Source organism: Nocardia sp. NPDC058244, assembly GCF_042882065.1.
GTDB lineage: Bacteria > Actinomycetota > Actinomycetes > Mycobacteriales > Mycobacteriaceae > Nocardia.
Window position 1 is genome coordinate 14,533 of sequence record NZ_JBHVWX010000013.1, and the last position, 17,884, is coordinate 32,416.

Below are 17,884 nucleotides of genomic sequence, written 5' to 3' on the forward strand. Positions count from 1 at the left end.
ACTCCTAAAGCGGGGCTGTGGGGAGACTCGCGTCGGCGCGTGCCCACGGTGGCAGCCAGCGGTCGGCGGGTTCGGTCGGACGGCCGGTCGCGAAATGCGCCAGCAGGGTGGACACCGCCGGGTGGGTGTCGTCGGTGCGCACGCAGACCGACCAGGGGTAGCAGGGCGTCGGGTCGATCAGCTCGATGCGGCGCAGATTCCGGCGGGAGGCGGCCTCGATGCGGGTGTCGACGCTGATCAGGGTCGCGGTCCGCGGATCGCCGCCGATCGTGTCGAGGAGATGCTCCATCCCGAAGTTGGGTCCGGCGCGATCGATGTCGAGGTCGAAGTCGGCGGTGAGATCGCGGTAGTAGGCGTCCCATTCGGTGCCGGTCGCCAGGCCCGGCATCCACAGCCGCACCGCGCGCAGCTCGGCCATCCGGATCGAATCCCGTTCGGCCAGTGGATGTTCCGCGCCGACGAGTAGTTGCAGCGGTTCGTCGTAGACCCGGTGCGCGACGACCGCGTCCGGCAGCACGGGCGACGCGACCGCCAGCAGCGCCGCGTCGATCTCGCCGTCCGCGACCGCAGGCACGGCCGCGTCGCCGCGCAGGGTCACGACGTCGAGCTCCACCGCCGGATGAGCACGGTGGAAGCGCCGCAGCAGGGCGGCCGAACCGACCCTGGTGGCGATCACGTCGACGCGCAGCGGCCGCGTCGGTGGCCGCAGCGCCGCTTCCGCGCGGCGGCAGGCCAGCAGGATCTCACGGGCGTGCGGCAACAGCTCCCGGCCGCTCGCGGTCAGCTCGGCGCCGTGCGGCGTGCGGCGGAACAGCTGCGTGCCGTAGGCGGCCTCCAGGCCCGCGATGCGCTTGGACACCGCCTGCTGGCTGATGCCGAGATCGATCGCGGCCTCCTGGAACTGCCCGGTGTCGACGACGGCGACGAAGGTGGCGACGGCTCGGAAATCCACGGGGTCCACCCTAGACAGGCACGCGGACATCGGCGGACAACCGTGGGTTGTGCGAATCGCGCGATCCGTTGTTTGATCCGCTGGGGTGCGCGGTGTTTCGGTGTCGGGCATGCGCAGCACCGCCGTCTCGGCGCCCCGGCTCGGCCGCGACTTCCGCAGGCTCTGGACCTCGTTCGGCGTCAGCGCCCTCGGCAGCCGGATCGCGCTGGATTCGTTCGCCCTGCTCGCGGTGACGCACCTGGGGGCCGGGGCGCTCGCGGTGGCGGCGCTGGCCGCGATCGGACCGGCGGCCGGCGCGGTGCTGGCGGCACCGCTGGGTGGCTGGGCGGAGCGCGCGCCCAAGCGGGCGGTGCTGATCGGCGCCGATCTGGTGCGCTGCGCGGTGCTGGCGAGCGTGGCCGCCGCGTGGTGGCTGGGGGTGCTCGGATACGGGCTGCTGGTGGTGGTCGCGGCCGTCACCGCCGCGGCGACGATCGTGTTCACCGCCGCGCGGGGTTCACTGCTGCGCGTGGTGGCACCGCCGGAGCTGCTGCTCGCGGCCAACAGCAGGCTCGAGGCGACGCAGTGGGCGGTCACCGCGACCGGGCCGCCCGTCGGCGGGGTGCTGCTCGGACTGTTCGGGCCGGTGATCACCGTGGCGATCGATGCGGTCAGCTATCTCGGGTCGGGCTGCGCGCTGGCCGGGATCCGGGCGCGGGAGTCGGTCGCGACGCGGTCAGCGGTGGTGGGCGGTACCGGGGTGGGTCTGCGGATCATCGTCGCGGATCCCGCGCTGCGGCTGCTGTGCGTGCACACGTGTCTGGTCAACGGCTTGATCCTGGGCAGCGCGCCGGTGCTGACGGTGCTGCTCGTCCGCGATCTCGGCTTCGCGACCTGGCAGTACGGGGTCGTCCTCGGGGTGCCGTGCCTGGGCGGTCTCGCGGCGACCCGGCTGACCGGGCCGCTCGTGCGCCGTTTCGGCGCGGGCGTGGTCCTGCGGGGCGCGGGGGTCGCGCGGGTCGGGGTGTCGATCGGCTTGGCGTGGACGCCCGCGGGTGTGCCGGGGATGGTCGTCGTGCTGGTGATCCAGACCTGGATCGTCGCGGCGATGGCGGTGTTCACCCCCGTGTTCGCGACCTACCGGCTCGAACGCATCGCGCCGGGCGTCACCACCCGCGTGCTGACCGCCTGGACCGTCACCAACAGCGCGGTCGTCGCCGCGACCACGGTGGCGATCGGAGTGGTCGCGCAGCTGTGGGGTGGCAGGCCCGCGCTGCTGGTGACCGGGATCGCGCTGATCGCCGGTGCCGCGGCGCTGTGGGCCGTTCCGCTCAGGACTGGGCGGTGAAGAACTCGTGCTCGGCGTCGTCGACGTCGCGGGCCTCGTCGACCAGCAGCACCGGGATGCCGTTGTCGATCGGGTAGGCCCGGCGCAGGCGCGGGTTGTAGAGCACACTCGCGTCCGATTCGGTGCGCACCAGCTGCAACGGGCCCTTGTCCTGGGGGCAGGCCAGCAGGCCGAGCAGGGTTGCGTCGATGGTGGATTCGTGCGCCATGTCCCTAACCTACCGCGCCCGCCGGAACGAGATGTAGCGGTGCCCGAAGAAGCTGAGCACCGCCACCAGACCCATCACGATCACCGACGCGGGCGCGGCCGGGAACCCCAGCGCCGTCACAGCCACCTCGACCAGGATCACGTTGAGCACCAGCCCGCCCGCGTTGACCCCGCAGAAGGCGACGAAGTCGCGCAGCACCCGCCCCCGCACCCTGAACACCAGGGTGCGGTGCAGCACGAACGCGAGCACCATGCTGACCGCGTACGCCGCGACCACCGCGAGCCCCGGCCTGCCGTCGCCGAAGACGCTCAGCCAGAACACCGTCAGCGCCATGCCGAGCAGGGTGTTGAAGCCGCCGACGATCGCGAACGCCAGCTCCTGACGCTTGACGATGCGCAGCAGCGGGCCCGGCGTCTCGAGCACGCCGCCCGCCGACGCCGCCTCGGCGGTCATCGCACCGCGTCCGCGAGCTCGGTGTCGTCGGCGGGGATCGACTCGGCCGCGGGCGCGTCCTGTTCGTCCTCGGGCTTGCGGCCGCGCACGTAGAGCCACTGGAACAGCCCGAGACCGAGCAGGCCGAGCACGATGGCGGCGCCGCCGATCTTCCAGCCCGGCGGACGCCAGGTCAGCTCGAGGTCGCCGTTGCGGGTGCCCGCCGGGATGTCGACCGCGACGAAGCTCTTCGCGACCACCGTGAACGGCACGTCCTTGCCGTCGATGCTCGCCCGGTAGCCCGGCCAGCCGAGCCGCGCGAACACCACCCGGCCGCCGTTCTCGGAACTGACCCTGACCTCGCTGGTGGTGTCGGACTCCGAGACCGAGACCGCGGTGCCGCCCTCGACCGCGGAGACGCGGCCGTTGCGGGTGGAGATCAGGCCGTTCTCGCGTTCGAGCACCGCGATGTACTTCTCGTGGCCCGGGTAGTCGACCCACTTCCAGCCCGCGGGCGCTTCCTGGGCACGCGCGTCCGGGTAGAGCGCGCGCTGCAGGACGACCCGGTCGACGTTCATCAGGTCGACGATGGTCTTGCCGGTCGACGGCTCGACGGCGAACGCGCGCCGGTACGCGTCGGGGCAGACGCTGGTGTCCCAGCGCATGCAGAGCATGTCGCCGAACCAGAAGTGCCCGTTCGGGGTGTACCCGCTGACGTAGGTGAGTTCGAGGTCCTTGGCGTAGTTGCCGAACACCAGCGAACCGTAGGCGCCGTCGGGGGTGCGCTCCCCCGGCTGGATCAGCGCGCGATCACCCAGTTGCAGGGTGGTGCCCGCGAAGTCGGGGAACGCGGCCATGGCGGCCGCGCGGTCGCTGGGCAGGTTCCAGCTCATCGGGGTCGGTTGTGCCCGGTCGACCTGGAAGTAGGCGATCGGGAACACCGCGACGATCGCCAGCGCGACCGCCGCCGAGGTGCCCTTGTGGACCGCCAGCCACACCACCCCGGCGCCGAGCGCGGCCAGGACCAGCGCGGCGCCGACGTGGACCGCCCAGTTGTGCGGGTCGGCCGAGAACGAGCGCACCCAGAGCAGGCCGATCAGCACCGCGGCGGCGATGCCGCGCGAACGCCAGTCCTTGAAGGTCGCGAACCGGCCGAGCAGCACGCAGACCAGCAGCAGCAGACCCAGCGCCACCATCGGCAGCACGCGGGCGGGCCAGCGCAGCGGGCCGATCGTGCCGGGGCCCGCGGTCCACATCAGCGCCGCGATCGCGAACAGCGCGATGCCACTGAGCTCGCGCCACGCGGCCCGCGCCCTGCCCCAATCGATGAACGCCAGCGCCGGGACCAGGAACCAGGCGATGTAGACCACCGGCAGCGGCTGCACATAGCCCCACCACGAGGTGAAGGCGGGCAGCGTCGATGGCAGGCTCGCGTTCAGCGATTCCGACCACGGCACGGTGAGGAACTGGTCGTTGTTGATCTGGGCGGTGCCGCGCCAGGTCACCTTGGCCGACAGCATCGACGGCAGGTAGGTCGCCACCCCCGCCAGCGCCGCCAGCCCGGCGACGGCCAGCAGCCGCAGCGGCGGCTTCCACGCCTTCTGGTAGATCAGCTCGCCGACCGCGACGGCACCGATCATCAGACCGGCCTCCACCGCCGGGAAGATGTACTGCACCGAGATCGCGAGGTAGAGGTAGACGAATACCGGGATCGGCCCGCCCCGGCCGCGCGCGTAGCGGACCCCCGAGGCCCACGCGTGCACCATCCACGCGGTGCCGGTGAACGCGGTCATCCAGCTGGCCTCGTCGAAGAACAGCAGCCAGCCGGTGAACGGGATCGAGACGCCGGCCAGCGCGGCCCACTGCACCTTCGAGCCGTAGGCCAGGCAGATCCGGTACACGCCGAGGCCGAGGATGATCGCGAAGATCAGTTTCACCACGGTCGCGTACAGCACGAGATTGTCCACCGAGGGCGCGATCAGATCGATCAGCAGCTGCGGCGGATTCAGCAGTCCCGCTTCTTCGATCGAGTAGTTTCCGGCCATCCAGTGCTCGGGCACCATCACCGGCAGATCACCGTCGCGCAGCCGCCTGCCGAGCATCACCCACAGCGGCACGTACTGGGATTCGGTGTCGTCGGTGTAGAAGTGCCTGGCGTTGGCCAGCAGAACCGCGCCGTAGCCCGCGATCACTCCGAGGGAGGTGATCAAGCCCCACAGGTACACGGCACGACGGGGAGGGGTTCTACTTTCCACCACGAGGACCAGACCCTACAGGTATACGATCACAGCGCCACCGCCGCACGGGCATTGCAGGAATACCCTCCGATCGCCCCACGATGCCACACCACGAAGCGTCGCATTCCGGTGTTAAAGTGCGCACCACCGCAGGAGTCTCTGCTGTCCTCGGCGCCAGCCGCCAATAGACACGAAAGTCGACGATGCCGCTTCCTCCCGCACCCTCGTCCCGCTCCGGCGCCGTTCTGCGTGCCGGTGCGCCCGACCGCAACGGGTCGCGCCCGGTGCACTCGGTGTCGGTGGTGGTCCCGGTGTATCGCGGCGAGGAGACGATCGCGGCGCTGGTGGCCGAGCTGGACCGGCTGACCGGTCCGTCGACGTCGAAGGACGGCGCGCGCTTCGCGGTCGAGGAGATCATCCTCGTCCACGACAACGGCCCCGACCGTTCGGACGTGGTGCTGCAGGACCTGGCCCGCACCTACCCGCAGGTGCGCCCGGTGTGGTTGAGCCGCAACTTCGGCCAGGACGCCGCGACGATCGCGGGCATGGCCGCGGCACGCGGCGACTGGATCGTCACCATGGACGAGGACGGTCAGCACGATCCGGCCTTCATCGCCGATTTCCTCGACGCCGCGCTGGCCTCGCGCGCGGACCTGGTCTATTCGAAGCCGACCAACACCCGCCCGCACGGTTTCCTGCGCAATCTCACCTCGCGCGGCGCCAAGATCGTGCTGGCGACGGTGTTCGCGTTCCCTGATTCGACGCGGTTCGAGAGCTTCCGGCTGATCCGCGGCGACATCGGCCGTCAGCTGGCCGAGGTCGCCGCCAACGGCGTGTACCTGGACGTGGCGCTGACCTGGGTGGTCGGCAACGCCGTCCAGGTGCCGGTGGAACTGCGCGCCGAGGGCCGCGACGAGTCCGGCTACAACTACCGCCGCCTGTTCTCCCTGTTCTGGAAGATGGTGCTGTGCAGCGGCACCCGTGGCCTGCGTCTGGTGAGCATGCTCGGGTTGACCCTCGCACTCGGCGGTGTCGCGATGGCGGCGGTGATCATCGCGCAGGCGCTGACCCAGGACAACCACAATCCCGAGGGCTGGGCGTCGATCATCGTCGTGCTGCTGCTGTGCTCGGGTGCCACCTTGTTCTCGCTGGGCCTGATCGCGGAGTATCTCGGTGTGGCGCTGCACATCCTGGTCGGCAAGCCGCTGTACCTGACGGTCGAGAGCCCCACGCCGCGCCCGGATACGATGCATGCGCCGGCCGTGTCTCATCGAGTCGACGCCGTGGCGCCGGCAGCCGCGGCGGAGAAGGGTCACCACGAGTGAACGAGCGCATCATCTTCAGCAGGCCGTTCCGCGCCGCCGCCGAGCGCGCCAATCTGCTGGCCGTGCTCGATTCCGATCACAGTCACGGTGACGGCCGGTTCACCAAGTCGGCGACGGCGAAGATCAAGGCCATCACCGGCGCCGACCACGCCCTGCTGACCACCTCGTGCACGCACGCCCTCGAACTCGGCGCGCTGCTGCTGGAACTGGGCCCCGAGGACGAGGTGATCGTCCCGAGCTTCGCGTTCACCTCGGCGGCGACGGCGATGGCGCTGCGCGGGTCCACGTGCGTGTTCGTCGACATCGACGACGCGACCGGCAACATCGACCCGGCGGCCGCGGCGGCCGCGATCACCGACCGCACCAAGGCGATCGTCGTCATGCACTACGGCGGCGTGGCCGCCGACATGGAGCCGCTGCTCGCGCTGGCCGCCCAGCACGGGGTGGCGATCATCGAGGACAACGCGCACGGCCTCGGCGGCACCTGGCGCGGCAGGCAGCTCGGCACCATCGGCACGCTGGGCACCCAGAGCTTCCACGACACCAAGAACGTGCACTGCGGTGAGGGTGGCGCGCTGCTGCTCTCGGACGAGATCCTGATGGGTCGCGCCGAGATCATGCGCGAGAAGGGCACCGACCGGGCGCGTTTCCTGCGCGGCCAGGTCGACAAGTACTCCTGGCAGGACATCGGCTCGAGCTACCTGCCCAGCGAACTCAACGCGGCGGTCCTGGACGCGCAGCTGGCCGAGTTCGACACCATCCAGCAGCAGCGCCACCGGGTGTGGGACACCTACGCGGCCGCGCTGCCCGAGTGGGCGGCCCGCAACGACGTCCGCCCGATGACGGTGCCCGCCGACCGCGGCCACACCGCGCACCTGTTCTACCTGCGGATGCCGACCGAGGAGAGCCGCGACGGCATCATCGGCCATCTCGCCGAGCGCGGGATCGTCGCGCCGTTCCACTACATTCCGCTGGACTCCAGCCCGGCCGGGCTCAAGTACGGCCGCACGCCGGTGCCCTGCACCCGATCGGCGAACTTCTCGGCGACGATCGTGCGGCTGCCGCTGTGGCCGCTGCTCTCGGAAGCGCAGCAGACCCGCGTCATCGACGCGGTCACCGAGTTCCGGGTGTAGTCCCGGCGCGTTCCGCGCGACGCTCAGCGGCCGAAGCGCGTGTTCACCCAGGCCAGGGCATCGTCGTAGCCCGCTTCGAGCAGGCCGCGGTGGTCGATGCCGGAGTAGGTGCGGTAGTCCACCGCCTGACCCGCGATCCGCTGCTGAGCCACCATGGCGTCGGTGGCGAGCGGCAGCACCACGATGTCGCCGGACCCCTGCTGCACCAGCAGCGGTGTGGTCAGCGGTAGCGAGCTCGGGTCGTTGGCGTCGAGGACCCCGGCGAGCGCGTCGACGTCCGGGTCATCGGTGAACACCGTGTCCGGATCGAGTCCGCCCCAGGAGTCGGCGGCCCGCAGCTGCCCGACGCAGCGGTCGTCGGCCTGACCGAGCATCGACAAGGCCTGCGGCGCGAGGAAAGTCGACGGGTCGATCGGGGCGACTGTTTCCGCGCCGCGGATGAACAGTGGCAGGAACGCCACCGAACCGGCCGGGACCCGGTCCGCCGCGATCCCGGCGTGCCCGATCACGCCCAGCCCCCGCACGACGGGCCCGAGGTGCGATGCCGGGGCCATCGCCACCGAGCCGAGCAGTCGCATCCCGGGCGCCCACTCCTGCGAGCGCGCGTTGGCGAAGATCGCGGCCTGGCCGCCCTGCGAATGCCCCATCGCCACCCATCGGGTGCCGACCTCCGGCGCGACCACCCGGGCGGCGGTCGCCATATCGGCGACGGCGCGCTGCTCGGCCTCCCCGATCAGGTAGCCGTGCGCGCCGGGCGTGCCGAGTCCCTGGTAGTCGGTCTGCGCCACCGCGTATCCGGCGGCGATCCAGCGCGCCTGCACGTCACGGGCGCGTGCGGTGTAGTCGTGCGCGGGGAAGGACGGGTCGGTGTCCCGCGACGGCGCGCAGACGTCGGCGGTGCCGGTGGTGCCGTGCGCCCACGAGATCAGCGGCCAGCCCCCGGCGGGCGGCTCGCCCTCGGGCACCGCGAGCGTGCCGGAAACCGCGACCGGAGCGCCCTGCATGTCCACCGACCGGTACAGCACCAGGTAGTTGCGCGCACCCGGCAGCGCGGGATCGCCGGTGAGCGGTCGCGACCGGATCACCGAGCCGTGCTCGCCCGGCACCAGATCCGCTGCGGGCGAATAGAATTCGAGCCCGGCCGGTCCGGTCTCGGCGATCGCGACGGGCGGGCCGACCGCGAGCAGCGCGGCGAGCACGGCCACCGGCGCCGCCAGTCGAGCCGCGACAGTCCCCGTCCGAGAGCCGATCACTACGAACCTCCGAGTCCGCCCGCGCCGGAACGCGGGACGCCGATCAGTGCCGCGGGCAATCTACCCGACGCGCACCGATCGACCCGGACTCGACTCAGTGGCCGCCGAACAACGCCGCGGCCGCGGCGTCGGTGAGCACCTCGTAGACGTCGGCCTCCCGGTGGTAGATCCAGGTGTTCGGCCCCGCCTTCGGCAGGCCGGCGGCCTGCACCGCCGTGGCCGACGGCCGGAAGCTGGTGCTGCGCGGGATCTCGTCGACGACGTAGACCAGATCGGGTCGCTGGTCGGGGGCCAGTGCCCGCATCGCCTCGGTGATGTCACCCGGTTCGATGCGGAAACCCGTGCGCACGCTCAGCGCGGCCGCGGCCAGCACACCCGACGGCGTCGTCAACCCGTAGGCGACCTCCATGTCGACCGGGGTGATGTCGTTGAGCACGTCGATGATCGGCTGGGTGAATACCGGCCCGCGCGCCGTACGGATCACCGTGTCGCGGCGGTCGACCAGCCAGTAGTCGCCGTCGCTGTCGCGCCGGAACAGGTTCTCCGTCGGCCACCAGGCGTCTCCGGCCCGGAACACGCCGCGCAGCCCACCGTCGGACAGGTCACCACCGTCGACCGACTTGCCGAGCAGCAGACCCGGCTCGTTGTCGGCGCAGCGCCGCGCGAAACCGTCGTCGCCGACGAGGATCTGCTCGGTGACCGGGTCGTAGGCGACCAGTTCGACGTGCGCGGTGCCCGGCACCGGCCTGCCCTTGGACCCGATCTTGGCGCCGGGCACATTGGCCAGCACCACATCGCCGTCGATCGAGGCGTAGAACTCCAGCACCCGGGCCGGGGTGAACTGCTCCAGGGTGCGCCGCCACAGCCCGGCGGGCATGCCGGAGCCGATGAACAGCCGGATCGGGTGGTTGTGCCCGGCCGGGAAGACCTGCGCGTCGAGCAGGTCGCGCAGCATCGTCCACGTGTAGGTGACCACGGTGACGCCGTAACGGTGCACCTCCTCGGCGAACCGGCCCGGCTCCATGTCCATCGGCCTGGCCAGCGCGATCCGGCTGCCACCCGCGATCGCGCCACCGAGACTCACCAGCAGACCCGACGAATGATGCAGCGGCGCGAGGCAGTACACGGTGTCGCGGCGATCGAGGTCGGCCGCGCTGGCGGTGCCGAACGCCGACAGCGCCCAGCGGTGGTTGGTGATGTATTTGGCCTCGAGCCGGTCACCGGTGCCGATGACGAGGATGAACGCGAGCTCGCGCGCCAGGCCCGGATTGGGCCGGTACCACGCGGGCACGCGCACCTTCGACGGGTCGATCTGCTCGAGATCGATCACCCGGTCCCCGGTCGGCAGCGCGAGCCGCCGGGCGTCACCACCGCCGAGCACCAGCACCCTGGCGCCGGTCGCGGCGGCGGTGCGCAGGTTCTCCGGGTCGGTGATCAGCGTCTGCACGCCGGTCAGCTCCATCGCCCGGTCCAGCTCGGCGCCGGGGGCCAGCAGCACCGCGACGGCGCCGAGGCGCGAGAGCGCGGCCACGGCGGCCAGCGCGCTCGGCCTGGTCTCCATGACGACGCCCACCCTGGTGGCGGGCCGGATGCCGACCGAGATCAGGCCGCGCACCACATTGTCGATGCGCACCTCCACCGCGGCGTTGGTGTGCACCCGGTCGTCGAAGAGGAACAGGTCCTTCTGCGGCGCCCGCTTGGCGTGCTCGTGCAGCAGTTTGCCCAGCGAGATCCGGGTGTGCGGCTGGATCATGCCGAGCCGGGTCAGGCGCGGCAGCGCCCGCGCGGCCTCCCCCGCCATCTCGACGGAACCGCGAATCGTGTTGCTGGCGATGCCTTCCAGCGCCTTGCCGACGCCGGCGCCCGCCTCGGCCAACGACGCCGCGGTGTGCACCACCCGGGTCGCCGCGGTGCGCGGGGCGTTGCTCGCGACATGTTCTTTCATCGGCACGATCTGCTCGGGCAGCGCGCCGTTGCCGTCCATCCAGGCGATCCAGTCACGCACCATCGGCCAGGTGTGATTGGTCGCGGTCGAACCGGCGACGAGACCGAAATGCCCTGCCACCAAACTGGCTTCGTAGACCTCGGCGTTGGGCGCGGCCCGCACGATGCCGCGCACGGCACCGGGCTGGCCGATGTCGTCGACCTCGCCGACGAAGGCCAGGATCGGGCACCGCAGCTCGGCCAGCGAGATCGGGTGATCGCGGATCACGAAGCCGCCCAGCATCATCCGGTTGTGCGCGACGAACTGCTTGAGCAGATCCGCGACCGCGGGACCCGAATACCCCACCCAGCCGTCGCTGTTGAGGAAACGGCGCTGACGTTCCTTGGGCAGCAACGCTTCCCGGTCGTGCAGCTGCAACAGGAAGTCGATCCGCGACTTGGCGGTCTTGACCGGGTCCAGCATCTGGAAGCCGATGCGCACCATCGACTCGGTGATCGGCAGGCGGTGCATCACGTGGTCGGCCAGGAAGTCGGCCACCTCGGAGACCACGCCGTAGGGCAGCCCGAACGGCATGCCCGCGACGATGTCGACAGGGCTGCCGAAAGTGACGATGGAGGCCACGCCCTTGCCGTACCGGTAGGCGGCGGTCTGGTAGGCGAACATGCCGCCCTGCGAGTACCCCATCAGGTGCAGCTGCGCGCCGGTGGCCTCGCACACGGTGTCGATGGCCGAGTCCACCGCGAGCACGTGGTCGGCCAGGTCACGTTCCCAGCCGCCCTCCTCGGTGGCCGGCGAGCCGAAATCGATGACCCAGCAGTCGATTCCGCTCGCGTGCAGGATGCCGACGGCACCGCCGGCGGCGTTCACGTCCCAGATGTCGGCGTTCACCATCAGCGGCGGAACCAGCAGCGCCACCGGGCGGCCCGGCGTCGTATCGTCGGGGAAGTAATGACGCAGCCGGTACATGCGTCTGCGCTCGACGACCTCGAAGGGCGAGGACTCGACATCGTGGGCCAATCCGCCGAAGCGGATCACCTCCAGTCCGTTCTGCGCGGTAGCCAGCAACCGCTGCATCGAACCGACCACACCTTTTGGACTGATATCCACCATTCCCACCTGGCCTACCCTGCTGAAAGTGACACACCTCACACACCCCGATGTGCTCATATGAGCTAACCACACCGGACCTCCATTATGTGTCGGCTGTGACAGGCCGCATGTTGCGGCGATTCGGGTCACACCGTGGCAGTTCAGCGGCCCATCACGTTGACGTAGACGCTGTCGAACGGCTCGCTGCTCACACTGAGATCGCCGCGGAACGGATAGTCCAGCGCGGCGATCAGGAAGATCATCGCGCCGAGGAAGAACGCGAACAAGCCGCCGAGCACCAGATGCGCGTGTTTGCCGAGGCTGAACAGGCACAGCAGCACCAGGTTCACCGCGCCGCCGACCAGGATCGTCCACCAGAGCACGTCCGGAATGCCGCCTTTGGTGGCATTGATCCGGTGTCTGCGGTCGGAATCGAAGCGGGCGAACTGGTCGATGGTGGCGGCGTGCACGATCTCCTCGGCGCTGCTGGACGGCCGGAATTCGAGCAGGTGCCCCTGGAACCTGGTCACCAGCGCGGTGCCACCCATCGGCTCCTCGCCCTCCCGCAGCGCGGGCCAGACGACGTCGAGCACATCGCGGGTGTAGTCGGCGAGATCCTCGCGCAGCAACTCCCGGTACGGCTCCGGATAGGCGCTCACCTCCCGGTAGAGCGTGCCGATCGCGGCGGCCTCGTCGGCGACCCGGCTCTGCGCCACGTCGTAGGACTCGTAGGTGGCGGCCGCGATGAGCCCGAGCAGCAACCCGTAGAACACCCCGCCGACGGTGAGCACCATCGTGACGGTCTCGTTCCAGCCGGGTTCGGGTCCGAACGCACGCTGCACCGCCGCTCTGCTGAGCAGGATCCCGGTCACGGTGAGCCCGACGGCCGTGCCGGTGATGAGAAGGAAGTCCAGCCAGATCGGTAGCTCGTATATCCAGGTGAACATGATCCGACGATAACGACCCCTGATCCGATTCCGGCATCGATCCGCGATTCATCCCAGGACATCTCGCGGTCCGCAATCGCCTACCGCGCAAGGGATCTCCCGGTCACAGCCATGTTTTCGCGAATAGCTCGCGCACGGCGCCGCCGACCACCTACCATCGAACTCGTCCGGAACGCACTGACACGCATCGACTTTCGTGTAACACCGTTTCACACGCCCGGTTTCACCCCGCGCAGGACCATTCGATTCGCATCGTTACCCACCCCCAGCCTGTCGCGCATCGTCGCGCCACACAGGCCGATCGGCCGTGCCGATTTCCGTCCCGAGGTGAGGATCTCCATGACCATCGAAATGCCGCTGCCCACAGACAATTCCGTCCGCAAGAGCCTCAGTACCACCGCGGCGCATCAGCTGGCGCACACCACCAAATCCGAGCCGCAGATGCAGGGCATCAGCTCCCGGTGGCTGTCCCGCGCGCTGCCATGGGTGCAGGTCGCGGGCGGTATCTACCGCGTCAACCGGCGACTCACCCACACCGTCGGCAACGGCGAGGTCGAGTTCGTCGTCGACGGTGCGCGCGCCAGGGTGATCCCCCAGGAATTGCGCGAACTGCCCGCGCTGCGCGATGTCGACGACGAGCTGATCTTGCGCCCGCTGGCCGACAATTTCGTCCAGTACGATCTCGATCCCGGTGCCGTCGTCGCCGAATTCGGCAATCCCATGGATCAGGTGATCCTGGTCGTCCACGGGAAACTCGCCAGGATCGGCTCCGGTGAATACGGCGAGTCGACCAAACTCGGCATGCTGTCGGGCGGTGACTACTACGGCGAGGACATGCTCACCGACCCGTCGGCCATTTGGCCGGACACCGTGAAAACGGTGACCAGAACGACAATTCTGTGTCTGCCCAGACAATCGTTCGAGCAATTCCTGGAAATGAATCCCGACCTCGCCCGCATTCGCTCCGACGCCGCCCGGACGCCACAGCGAACGCAGAATTCCAAGGGCGAGGCCGATATCGAGATCTCCTCGGGCCACTCCGGAGAGCCCCTGCTCGAGGGCACCTTCGTCGACTACGACGCGAGTCCCCGGGAATACGAGCTCAGCCTGGCGCAGAGCGTGCTGCGGATCCACACCCGCGTCGCGGATCTGTTCAACGACCCGATGAACCAGGTCGACCAGCAGTTGCGCCTGACCGTCGAGGCGCTCTACGAACGCCGCGAGCACGACCTGGTGAACAATCCGGAGTTCGGCCTGCTGCACAACTGCGACCTCAAGCAGCGCATCACCACCGAGTCCGGCGCACCGACCCCCGACGACATGGACGAGTTGCTGAGCATGCGCCGCGGCACCAAGTTCTTCCTCGCGCACCCGAAGGCGATCGCGGCGTTCGGTCGCGAATGTTCGCGCCGCGGACTGTATCCCGACCCGGTGGAGTTCCAGGGCCACCGCGTCCCCGGCTGGCGCGGCGTGCCGATCCTGCCGTGCGGCAAGATCCCCGTCAGCGCCACCCAGACCACCTCGATCATGGCGATGCGGATCGGGGAGAAGGACCAGGGCGTGGTCGGCCTGCATCAGACCGGCATCCCCGACGAGTACGAGCCGAGCCTCAACGTCCGGTTCAAGCAGATCGACGACCAGTCGATCATGTCCTACCTGGTGAGCTGCTACTACTCGGCCGCCGTCCTGGTCCCCGACGCGCTCGGCGTTCTCGACGACGTCCTCGTCGCGCGCCGGGCCGACTGATCGGCGCGCGCCGTGTCGATCCTCACCAGGGCGGCGGCGCCGCACGCGAGCACCGAGCTCGCCGCCACGGTGGCCGCCCTGCTGCACGACGCGACGGCACCCGCGGTCCTGTTCACCCGGCTCGGCACCTCGGCATCCACACTCCCCCACCGGGTTTCGCCGTCCCCGCCCCGGCCGTTCGGCCCGCGCCGGCTGCCGGGTCCGACCGGCCTCGGCACCACCAGCCTGTGGCGCAGCGAGCAGGCTCCACCGGTCACCGAGACGAAGAGCGGTGCACCGCAGCAGATTCCGCCTCTCTACTGTCCGCCACCCGAACGTGACGATCCCGCGCTGGCCGAGGCCGTCAATGTCGGCCTGCTCGCCTGGGCCGCCGAGATCGGCCTCTACGAAGGACGACTCGACGAACTCGGCAAGGCCGACTTCGGCCGGCTGATCATGCTCGCCCACCCCGATTGCGACGACCCCGACTTGCTCCTGGGCGCCGCCCGCTGCGCGGTCGCCGAATGGTCGGTCGACGACTACTACTGCGAGGAGGACGCCCCTGGCGACACCGCACCCGACGGCACCCCGTCCAGCGCCGCCGCCGAACTCGGACCCCGGCTCGAGCTCGCCGCGGCCGCGATGGACCCGGCGCACCTGCCCGCGCGGTACGCGCCCCGGCTCGAACAGGCCATGCAGGCCGACCCGATCCTGCGGGCGTTCCGCACCTCCTTCGCGTGCCTGGCGGGGTACGCGAGCCCGGCGCAGCTGGCCAGGTTACGCACCGAGATCGCGGGCTGGTTCATCGCGCTCGGCGCCGAGGCCGGCTGGCGCGCCGCGGACCGGATGCCACCGGTCTGGGAGTACCTCACCAACCGGCAGCCGCACAGTTTCCTGCCGTGTATGGCGCCGATCGACGTCGTCGGGGGCTACGAGCTCGGTGCCCCCGAGTACACCGATCCGGCCGTCCGACGGGTCACCACCACGGCCGCGCTGGCCGCCCAGATGGTGAACGACCTGTATTCGATGGCGCGCGAGGACCTTTCCGGCGGCAGGGAGTTCAACCTGCCGACGGTCCTGGCCGCCGAGGAGGGCTGCGGCCGCGCCGACGCGGTCCTGCGAACCGCACAGATCCACGACGAGCTCATGCACCGCTTCGAACGGGAAGCGGCCCCGCTCGCCGCCGCGGGCTCACCCCAGCTGCGCCGATTCCTGGCCGGCCTGTGGGCCTGGATGGGTGGCAACCGCGCCTGGCACGCCGGCAGCCGCCGCTACCACGACATCGCTCCAGGAGAGGACGACCGATGACCATCGCGAACCCCCAGACCGACCGCACCGTCCTGCGCACCACGTACCAGCGCTCCGTCGCGGCCTACTGGAACAACAACCCCAACGACGATCGGGTGAACACCAAGCTCGGCGAGGTCGACGGTCTCTACCACCACCACTACGGCATCGGCGCCCCCGACTGGTCGGTCATCGAAGGGCCGGAGGCGACCAAGCAGGACCGGATCGTGCGGGAACTGCACCGGCTCGAGACCGCCCAGGCCGACTTCCTGCTCGACAATCTCGGGCCGATCCAGAACGCGGACCGCCTCGTCGACGGCGGCTCGGGCCGCGGCGGCACCAGCTTCATGGCGGCCGAGCGTTTCGGCTGCCAGGTCGACGGGGTGTCCATCTCCGAATACCAGGTGGGCTTCGCCAACGACCAGGCCGCGACGCGTGGGGTCACCGACCGGGTCAAATTCCACTTCCGCAACATGCTCGACACCGGTTTCGCCGACGAGTCGGTGCGCGGCATCTGGACCAACGAGACCACCATGTACGTCGACCTGTTCGACCTGTTCGACGAGTTCGCCCGGCTTCTGGAACCCGGTGGCCGCTACGTCTGCATCACCGGCTGCTCCAATGACGTGACCGGCGGCCGGTCCGCCTCGGTGAGCTGGATCGACGCGCACTACGGCTGCATGATCCATCCGCGCAGCGAGTATTTCCGGGCCCTGTCCGACAACGGCCTCATCCCCACCACCGTGGTCGACCTCACCCCCGACACCATCCCGTACTGGGAGCTGCGCACCCATTCCGAGCTCGCCACCGGCGTCGAGCAGCCCTTCCTCACCGCCTACCGCGAGGGGAGCTTCCAGTACCTGATGATCGTCGCCGATAAGGTGGCCAGGTGACCGAACAGCTCGCCGAACCGTCGACCGACCGCGAAGCCCTGCCCGTGGAACTGGTCGACGACGCGGGTCTGGCGATCGGAGCGTGCTCGGTGGCCGATGCTCATCGGCCACCGGGCACGCTCCACCGCGCCTTCTCGGTACTGCTGTTCGATCGGCACGGCCACGTGCTGATCCAGCAGCGCGCCGCGGTGAAGACCCGGTTCCCGCTCCAGTGGGCCAACACCTGCTGCGGTCATCCCGCACCCGGTCAGGCGGTGCTCGAGGCCGCCGCGATCCGGCTGCGCGAGGAGTTCGGCATGGCGGCCGAGCTCACCGAGGTCGGCACCTTCCGGTACCGCGCGGGCGACGAGAAGACCGGCCGGGTGGAGCACGAATACGACCACGTCGTGATCGGCGTGGTCGGCGATGTGCCACCGCGGCCCGATCCCGCCGAGATCGCCACCTGGGCCTGGATCGCCCCGCACGCCCTGCGAGCCGACCTCACCGACAATCCGGGGCGGTATACGCCGTGGCTGGCCGAGGTGCTCGAGATCGCCGACCGGGCACACACCGCCACCCAGGCCTAGCCCCTCCCCTCCTTGCCGTTTTCCCTGACAGCACGCTGTCCACCCATACCGAGGAGGCACCTATTCGTTAGATGCGCATATCTATATCTGCCGATGTTCTGAGTTCTTGGTGAAATCACAGGCTGGCCACAGTCGCCGACCAGGCCGGGCGCGGACCCTGAACAGGGAACGGTTACACCGACGGCGAGTGAGGTAGCGATGGTCGAGGTCGAGATCAACGACGACACGGTGACGGTCAATGTGCTCGGCGGGCATCGCCTGCTCGCCCTGCGCCAGCAGGTCGTGATCGACCGCGCCGCCATCACCGGCATCCGCCCCGCCGAGGTCGACCTGCGCCCGCCGTGGGTCCGCGCCCCCGGCACCTTCATCCCCGGCGTCATCGCCGCCGGCGTCTACCGCGGCAAGGGCCGGAAGGAATTCTGGGACACCACCTTCGGCGGCAGCGCTGTCCGCATCGACCTGGACGGACCCGATTTCACCCGGCTGGTCGTCGACGTCGACGATCTCGACGCCGTCCTGCGCGCGCTGACGCCCGAGGCGATCGCCGTCTGACCCGGCGCTCCGG

The 17,884-nt window shown here is 70.0% G+C and carries 15 protein-coding genes; 8 read left to right on the forward strand and 7 right to left on the reverse strand.

Annotated features, from left to right (window positions below; all coding sequences use genetic code 11):
* Positions 1-4: 4 nt before the first annotated feature.
* Entirely contained in the window at positions 5-952 is a 948-nt protein-coding gene (locus tag ACFVW6_RS31740) for a LysR family transcriptional regulator (RefSeq protein ID WP_378832886.1), read from the reverse strand.
* A 109-nt stretch (positions 953-1,061) separates the two neighbouring features.
* Between ACFVW6_RS31740 and ACFVW6_RS31745 the strand changes: the two genes are divergently transcribed.
* Positions 1,062-2,279, forward strand: coding sequence for an MFS transporter (locus ACFVW6_RS31745; protein ID WP_378832884.1), 1,218 nt, complete (start codon positions 1,062-1,064; stop codon positions 2,277-2,279).
* On the opposite strand, the gene ACFVW6_RS31750 is transcribed toward ACFVW6_RS31745, so the two are convergent.
* Genes ACFVW6_RS31750 through ACFVW6_RS31760 form a run of 3 tightly spaced genes read right to left on the reverse strand, consistent with a single transcriptional unit; the run spans position 2,263 to position 5,144 of the window.
* Positions 2,263-2,487, reverse strand: coding sequence for a Trm112 family protein (locus ACFVW6_RS31750; RefSeq protein ID WP_355281793.1), 225 nt, complete (start codon positions 2,485-2,487; stop codon positions 2,263-2,265). The two genes, ACFVW6_RS31745 and ACFVW6_RS31750, sit on opposite strands and share 17 nt — an antisense overlap.
* Before the next feature lie 9 nt (positions 2,488-2,496).
* Positions 2,497-2,940 (reverse strand): GtrA family protein, encoded by a 444-nt coding sequence (locus tag ACFVW6_RS31755; protein ID WP_355281791.1) that lies wholly within the window; start codon positions 2,938-2,940, stop codon positions 2,497-2,499.
* Positions 2,937-5,144, reverse strand: coding sequence for a hypothetical protein (locus ACFVW6_RS31760; RefSeq protein ID WP_378832931.1), 2,208 nt, complete (start codon positions 5,142-5,144; stop codon positions 2,937-2,939). The genes ACFVW6_RS31755 and ACFVW6_RS31760 overlap by 4 nt, the downstream gene beginning before the upstream one ends.
* 296 nt (positions 5,145-5,440) lie before the next feature.
* Here ACFVW6_RS31760 and ACFVW6_RS31765 point away from each other — a divergent pair, with 296 nt between their 5' ends.
* Together ACFVW6_RS31765 and rffA are read left to right on the forward strand one after the other, a co-directional pair.
* A complete protein-coding gene (locus tag ACFVW6_RS31765; RefSeq protein ID WP_378832928.1) occupies positions 5,441-6,481 on the forward strand; it encodes a glycosyltransferase in 1,041 nt (346 codons plus the stop codon).
* Complete coding sequence (rffA, locus tag ACFVW6_RS31770) at positions 6,478-7,614, forward strand: dTDP-4-amino-4,6-dideoxygalactose transaminase (RefSeq protein ID WP_355281789.1); 1,137 nt, start codon at positions 6,478-6,480, stop codon at positions 7,612-7,614. Before ACFVW6_RS31765 ends, rffA begins: the two co-directional genes overlap by 4 nt.
* A gap of 23 nt (positions 7,615-7,637) precedes the next feature.
* Here the strand turns inward: rffA and ACFVW6_RS31775 are convergent, their stop codons facing one another.
* The 3 genes from ACFVW6_RS31775 to ACFVW6_RS31785 all read right to left on the reverse strand — a co-directional run bounded on the left by ACFVW6_RS31775 (position 7,638) and on the right by ACFVW6_RS31785 (position 12,848).
* Positions 7,638-8,867, reverse strand: coding sequence for an alpha/beta hydrolase family protein (locus ACFVW6_RS31775; RefSeq protein ID WP_378832880.1), 1,230 nt, complete (start codon positions 8,865-8,867; stop codon positions 7,638-7,640).
* Positions 8,868-8,961: 94 nt separating this feature from the next.
* Positions 8,962-11,922 carry an AMP-binding protein gene (locus tag ACFVW6_RS31780; RefSeq protein WP_378832877.1) on the reverse strand — a complete coding sequence of 987 codons (2,961 nt, stop codon included), beginning with the start codon at positions 11,920-11,922 and terminating at the stop codon, positions 8,962-8,964.
* Between the two features lie 140 nt (positions 11,923-12,062).
* On the reverse strand, positions 12,063-12,848 hold the full coding sequence (locus tag ACFVW6_RS31785; RefSeq protein WP_355281782.1) for a hypothetical protein: 786 nt from the start codon (positions 12,846-12,848) through the stop codon (positions 12,063-12,065).
* Positions 12,849-13,187: 339 nt separating this feature from the next.
* Between ACFVW6_RS31785 and ACFVW6_RS31790 the strand changes: the two genes are divergently transcribed.
* The 5 genes from ACFVW6_RS31790 (at position 13,188) to ACFVW6_RS31810 (ending at position 17,871) form a co-directional block, all read left to right on the forward strand.
* On the forward strand, positions 13,188-14,594 hold the full coding sequence (locus ACFVW6_RS31790) for a family 2B encapsulin nanocompartment shell protein (RefSeq protein WP_378832874.1): 1,407 nt from the start codon (positions 13,188-13,190) through the stop codon (positions 14,592-14,594).
* Positions 14,595-14,606: 12 nt separating this feature from the next.
* Positions 14,607-15,881: a family 2 encapsulin nanocompartment cargo protein terpene cyclase gene (locus ACFVW6_RS31795; protein ID WP_378832871.1), complete on the forward strand. Its 1,275-nt coding sequence runs from the start codon at positions 14,607-14,609 to the stop codon at positions 15,879-15,881.
* The gene (locus ACFVW6_RS31800; RefSeq protein WP_378832868.1) at positions 15,878-16,753 is read left to right on the forward strand and encodes a geranyl diphosphate 2-C-methyltransferase; all 876 of its coding nucleotides are present in this window, start codon (positions 15,878-15,880) and stop codon (positions 16,751-16,753) included. Before ACFVW6_RS31795 ends, ACFVW6_RS31800 begins: the two co-directional genes overlap by 4 nt.
* Positions 16,750-17,319 carry an isopentenyl-diphosphate Delta-isomerase gene (idi, locus tag ACFVW6_RS31805; RefSeq protein WP_378832866.1) on the forward strand — a complete coding sequence of 190 codons (570 nt, stop codon included), beginning with the start codon at positions 16,750-16,752 and terminating at the stop codon, positions 17,317-17,319. The genes ACFVW6_RS31800 and idi overlap by 4 nt, the downstream gene beginning before the upstream one ends.
* Before the next feature lie 198 nt (positions 17,320-17,517).
* Positions 17,518-17,871, forward strand: coding sequence for a hypothetical protein (locus ACFVW6_RS31810; RefSeq protein ID WP_355281768.1), 354 nt, complete (start codon positions 17,518-17,520; stop codon positions 17,869-17,871).
* The last annotated feature ends 13 nt before the right edge of the window (positions 17,872-17,884 follow it).

Bases quoted from the DNA above. Each gene is read 5' to 3' on its own strand.
- ACFVW6_RS31800 (WP_378832868.1), top strand. From the start codon at position 15,878: ATGACCATCGCGAACCCCCAGACCGACCGCACCGTCCTGCGCACCACG.
- ACFVW6_RS31755 (WP_355281791.1), bottom strand. From the start codon at position 2,940: ATGACCGCCGAGGCGGCGTCGGCGGGCGGCGTGCTCGAGACGCCGGGC.
- ACFVW6_RS31780 (WP_378832877.1), bottom strand. From the start codon at position 11,922: ATGGTGGATATCAGTCCAAAAGGTGTGGTCGGTTCGATGCAGCGGTTG.
- ACFVW6_RS31810 (WP_355281768.1), top strand. From the start codon at position 17,518: ATGGTCGAGGTCGAGATCAACGACGACACGGTGACGGTCAATGTGCTC.
- ACFVW6_RS31785 (WP_355281782.1), bottom strand. From the start codon at position 12,848: ATGTTCACCTGGATATACGAGCTACCGATCTGGCTGGACTTCCTTCTC.
- ACFVW6_RS31790 (WP_378832874.1), top strand. From the start codon at position 13,188: ATGACCATCGAAATGCCGCTGCCCACAGACAATTCCGTCCGCAAGAGC.
- ACFVW6_RS31745 (WP_378832884.1), top strand. From the start codon at position 1,062: ATGCGCAGCACCGCCGTCTCGGCGCCCCGGCTCGGCCGCGACTTCCGC.
- ACFVW6_RS31750 (WP_355281793.1), bottom strand. From the start codon at position 2,487: ATGGCGCACGAATCCACCATCGACGCAACCCTGCTCGGCCTGCTGGCC.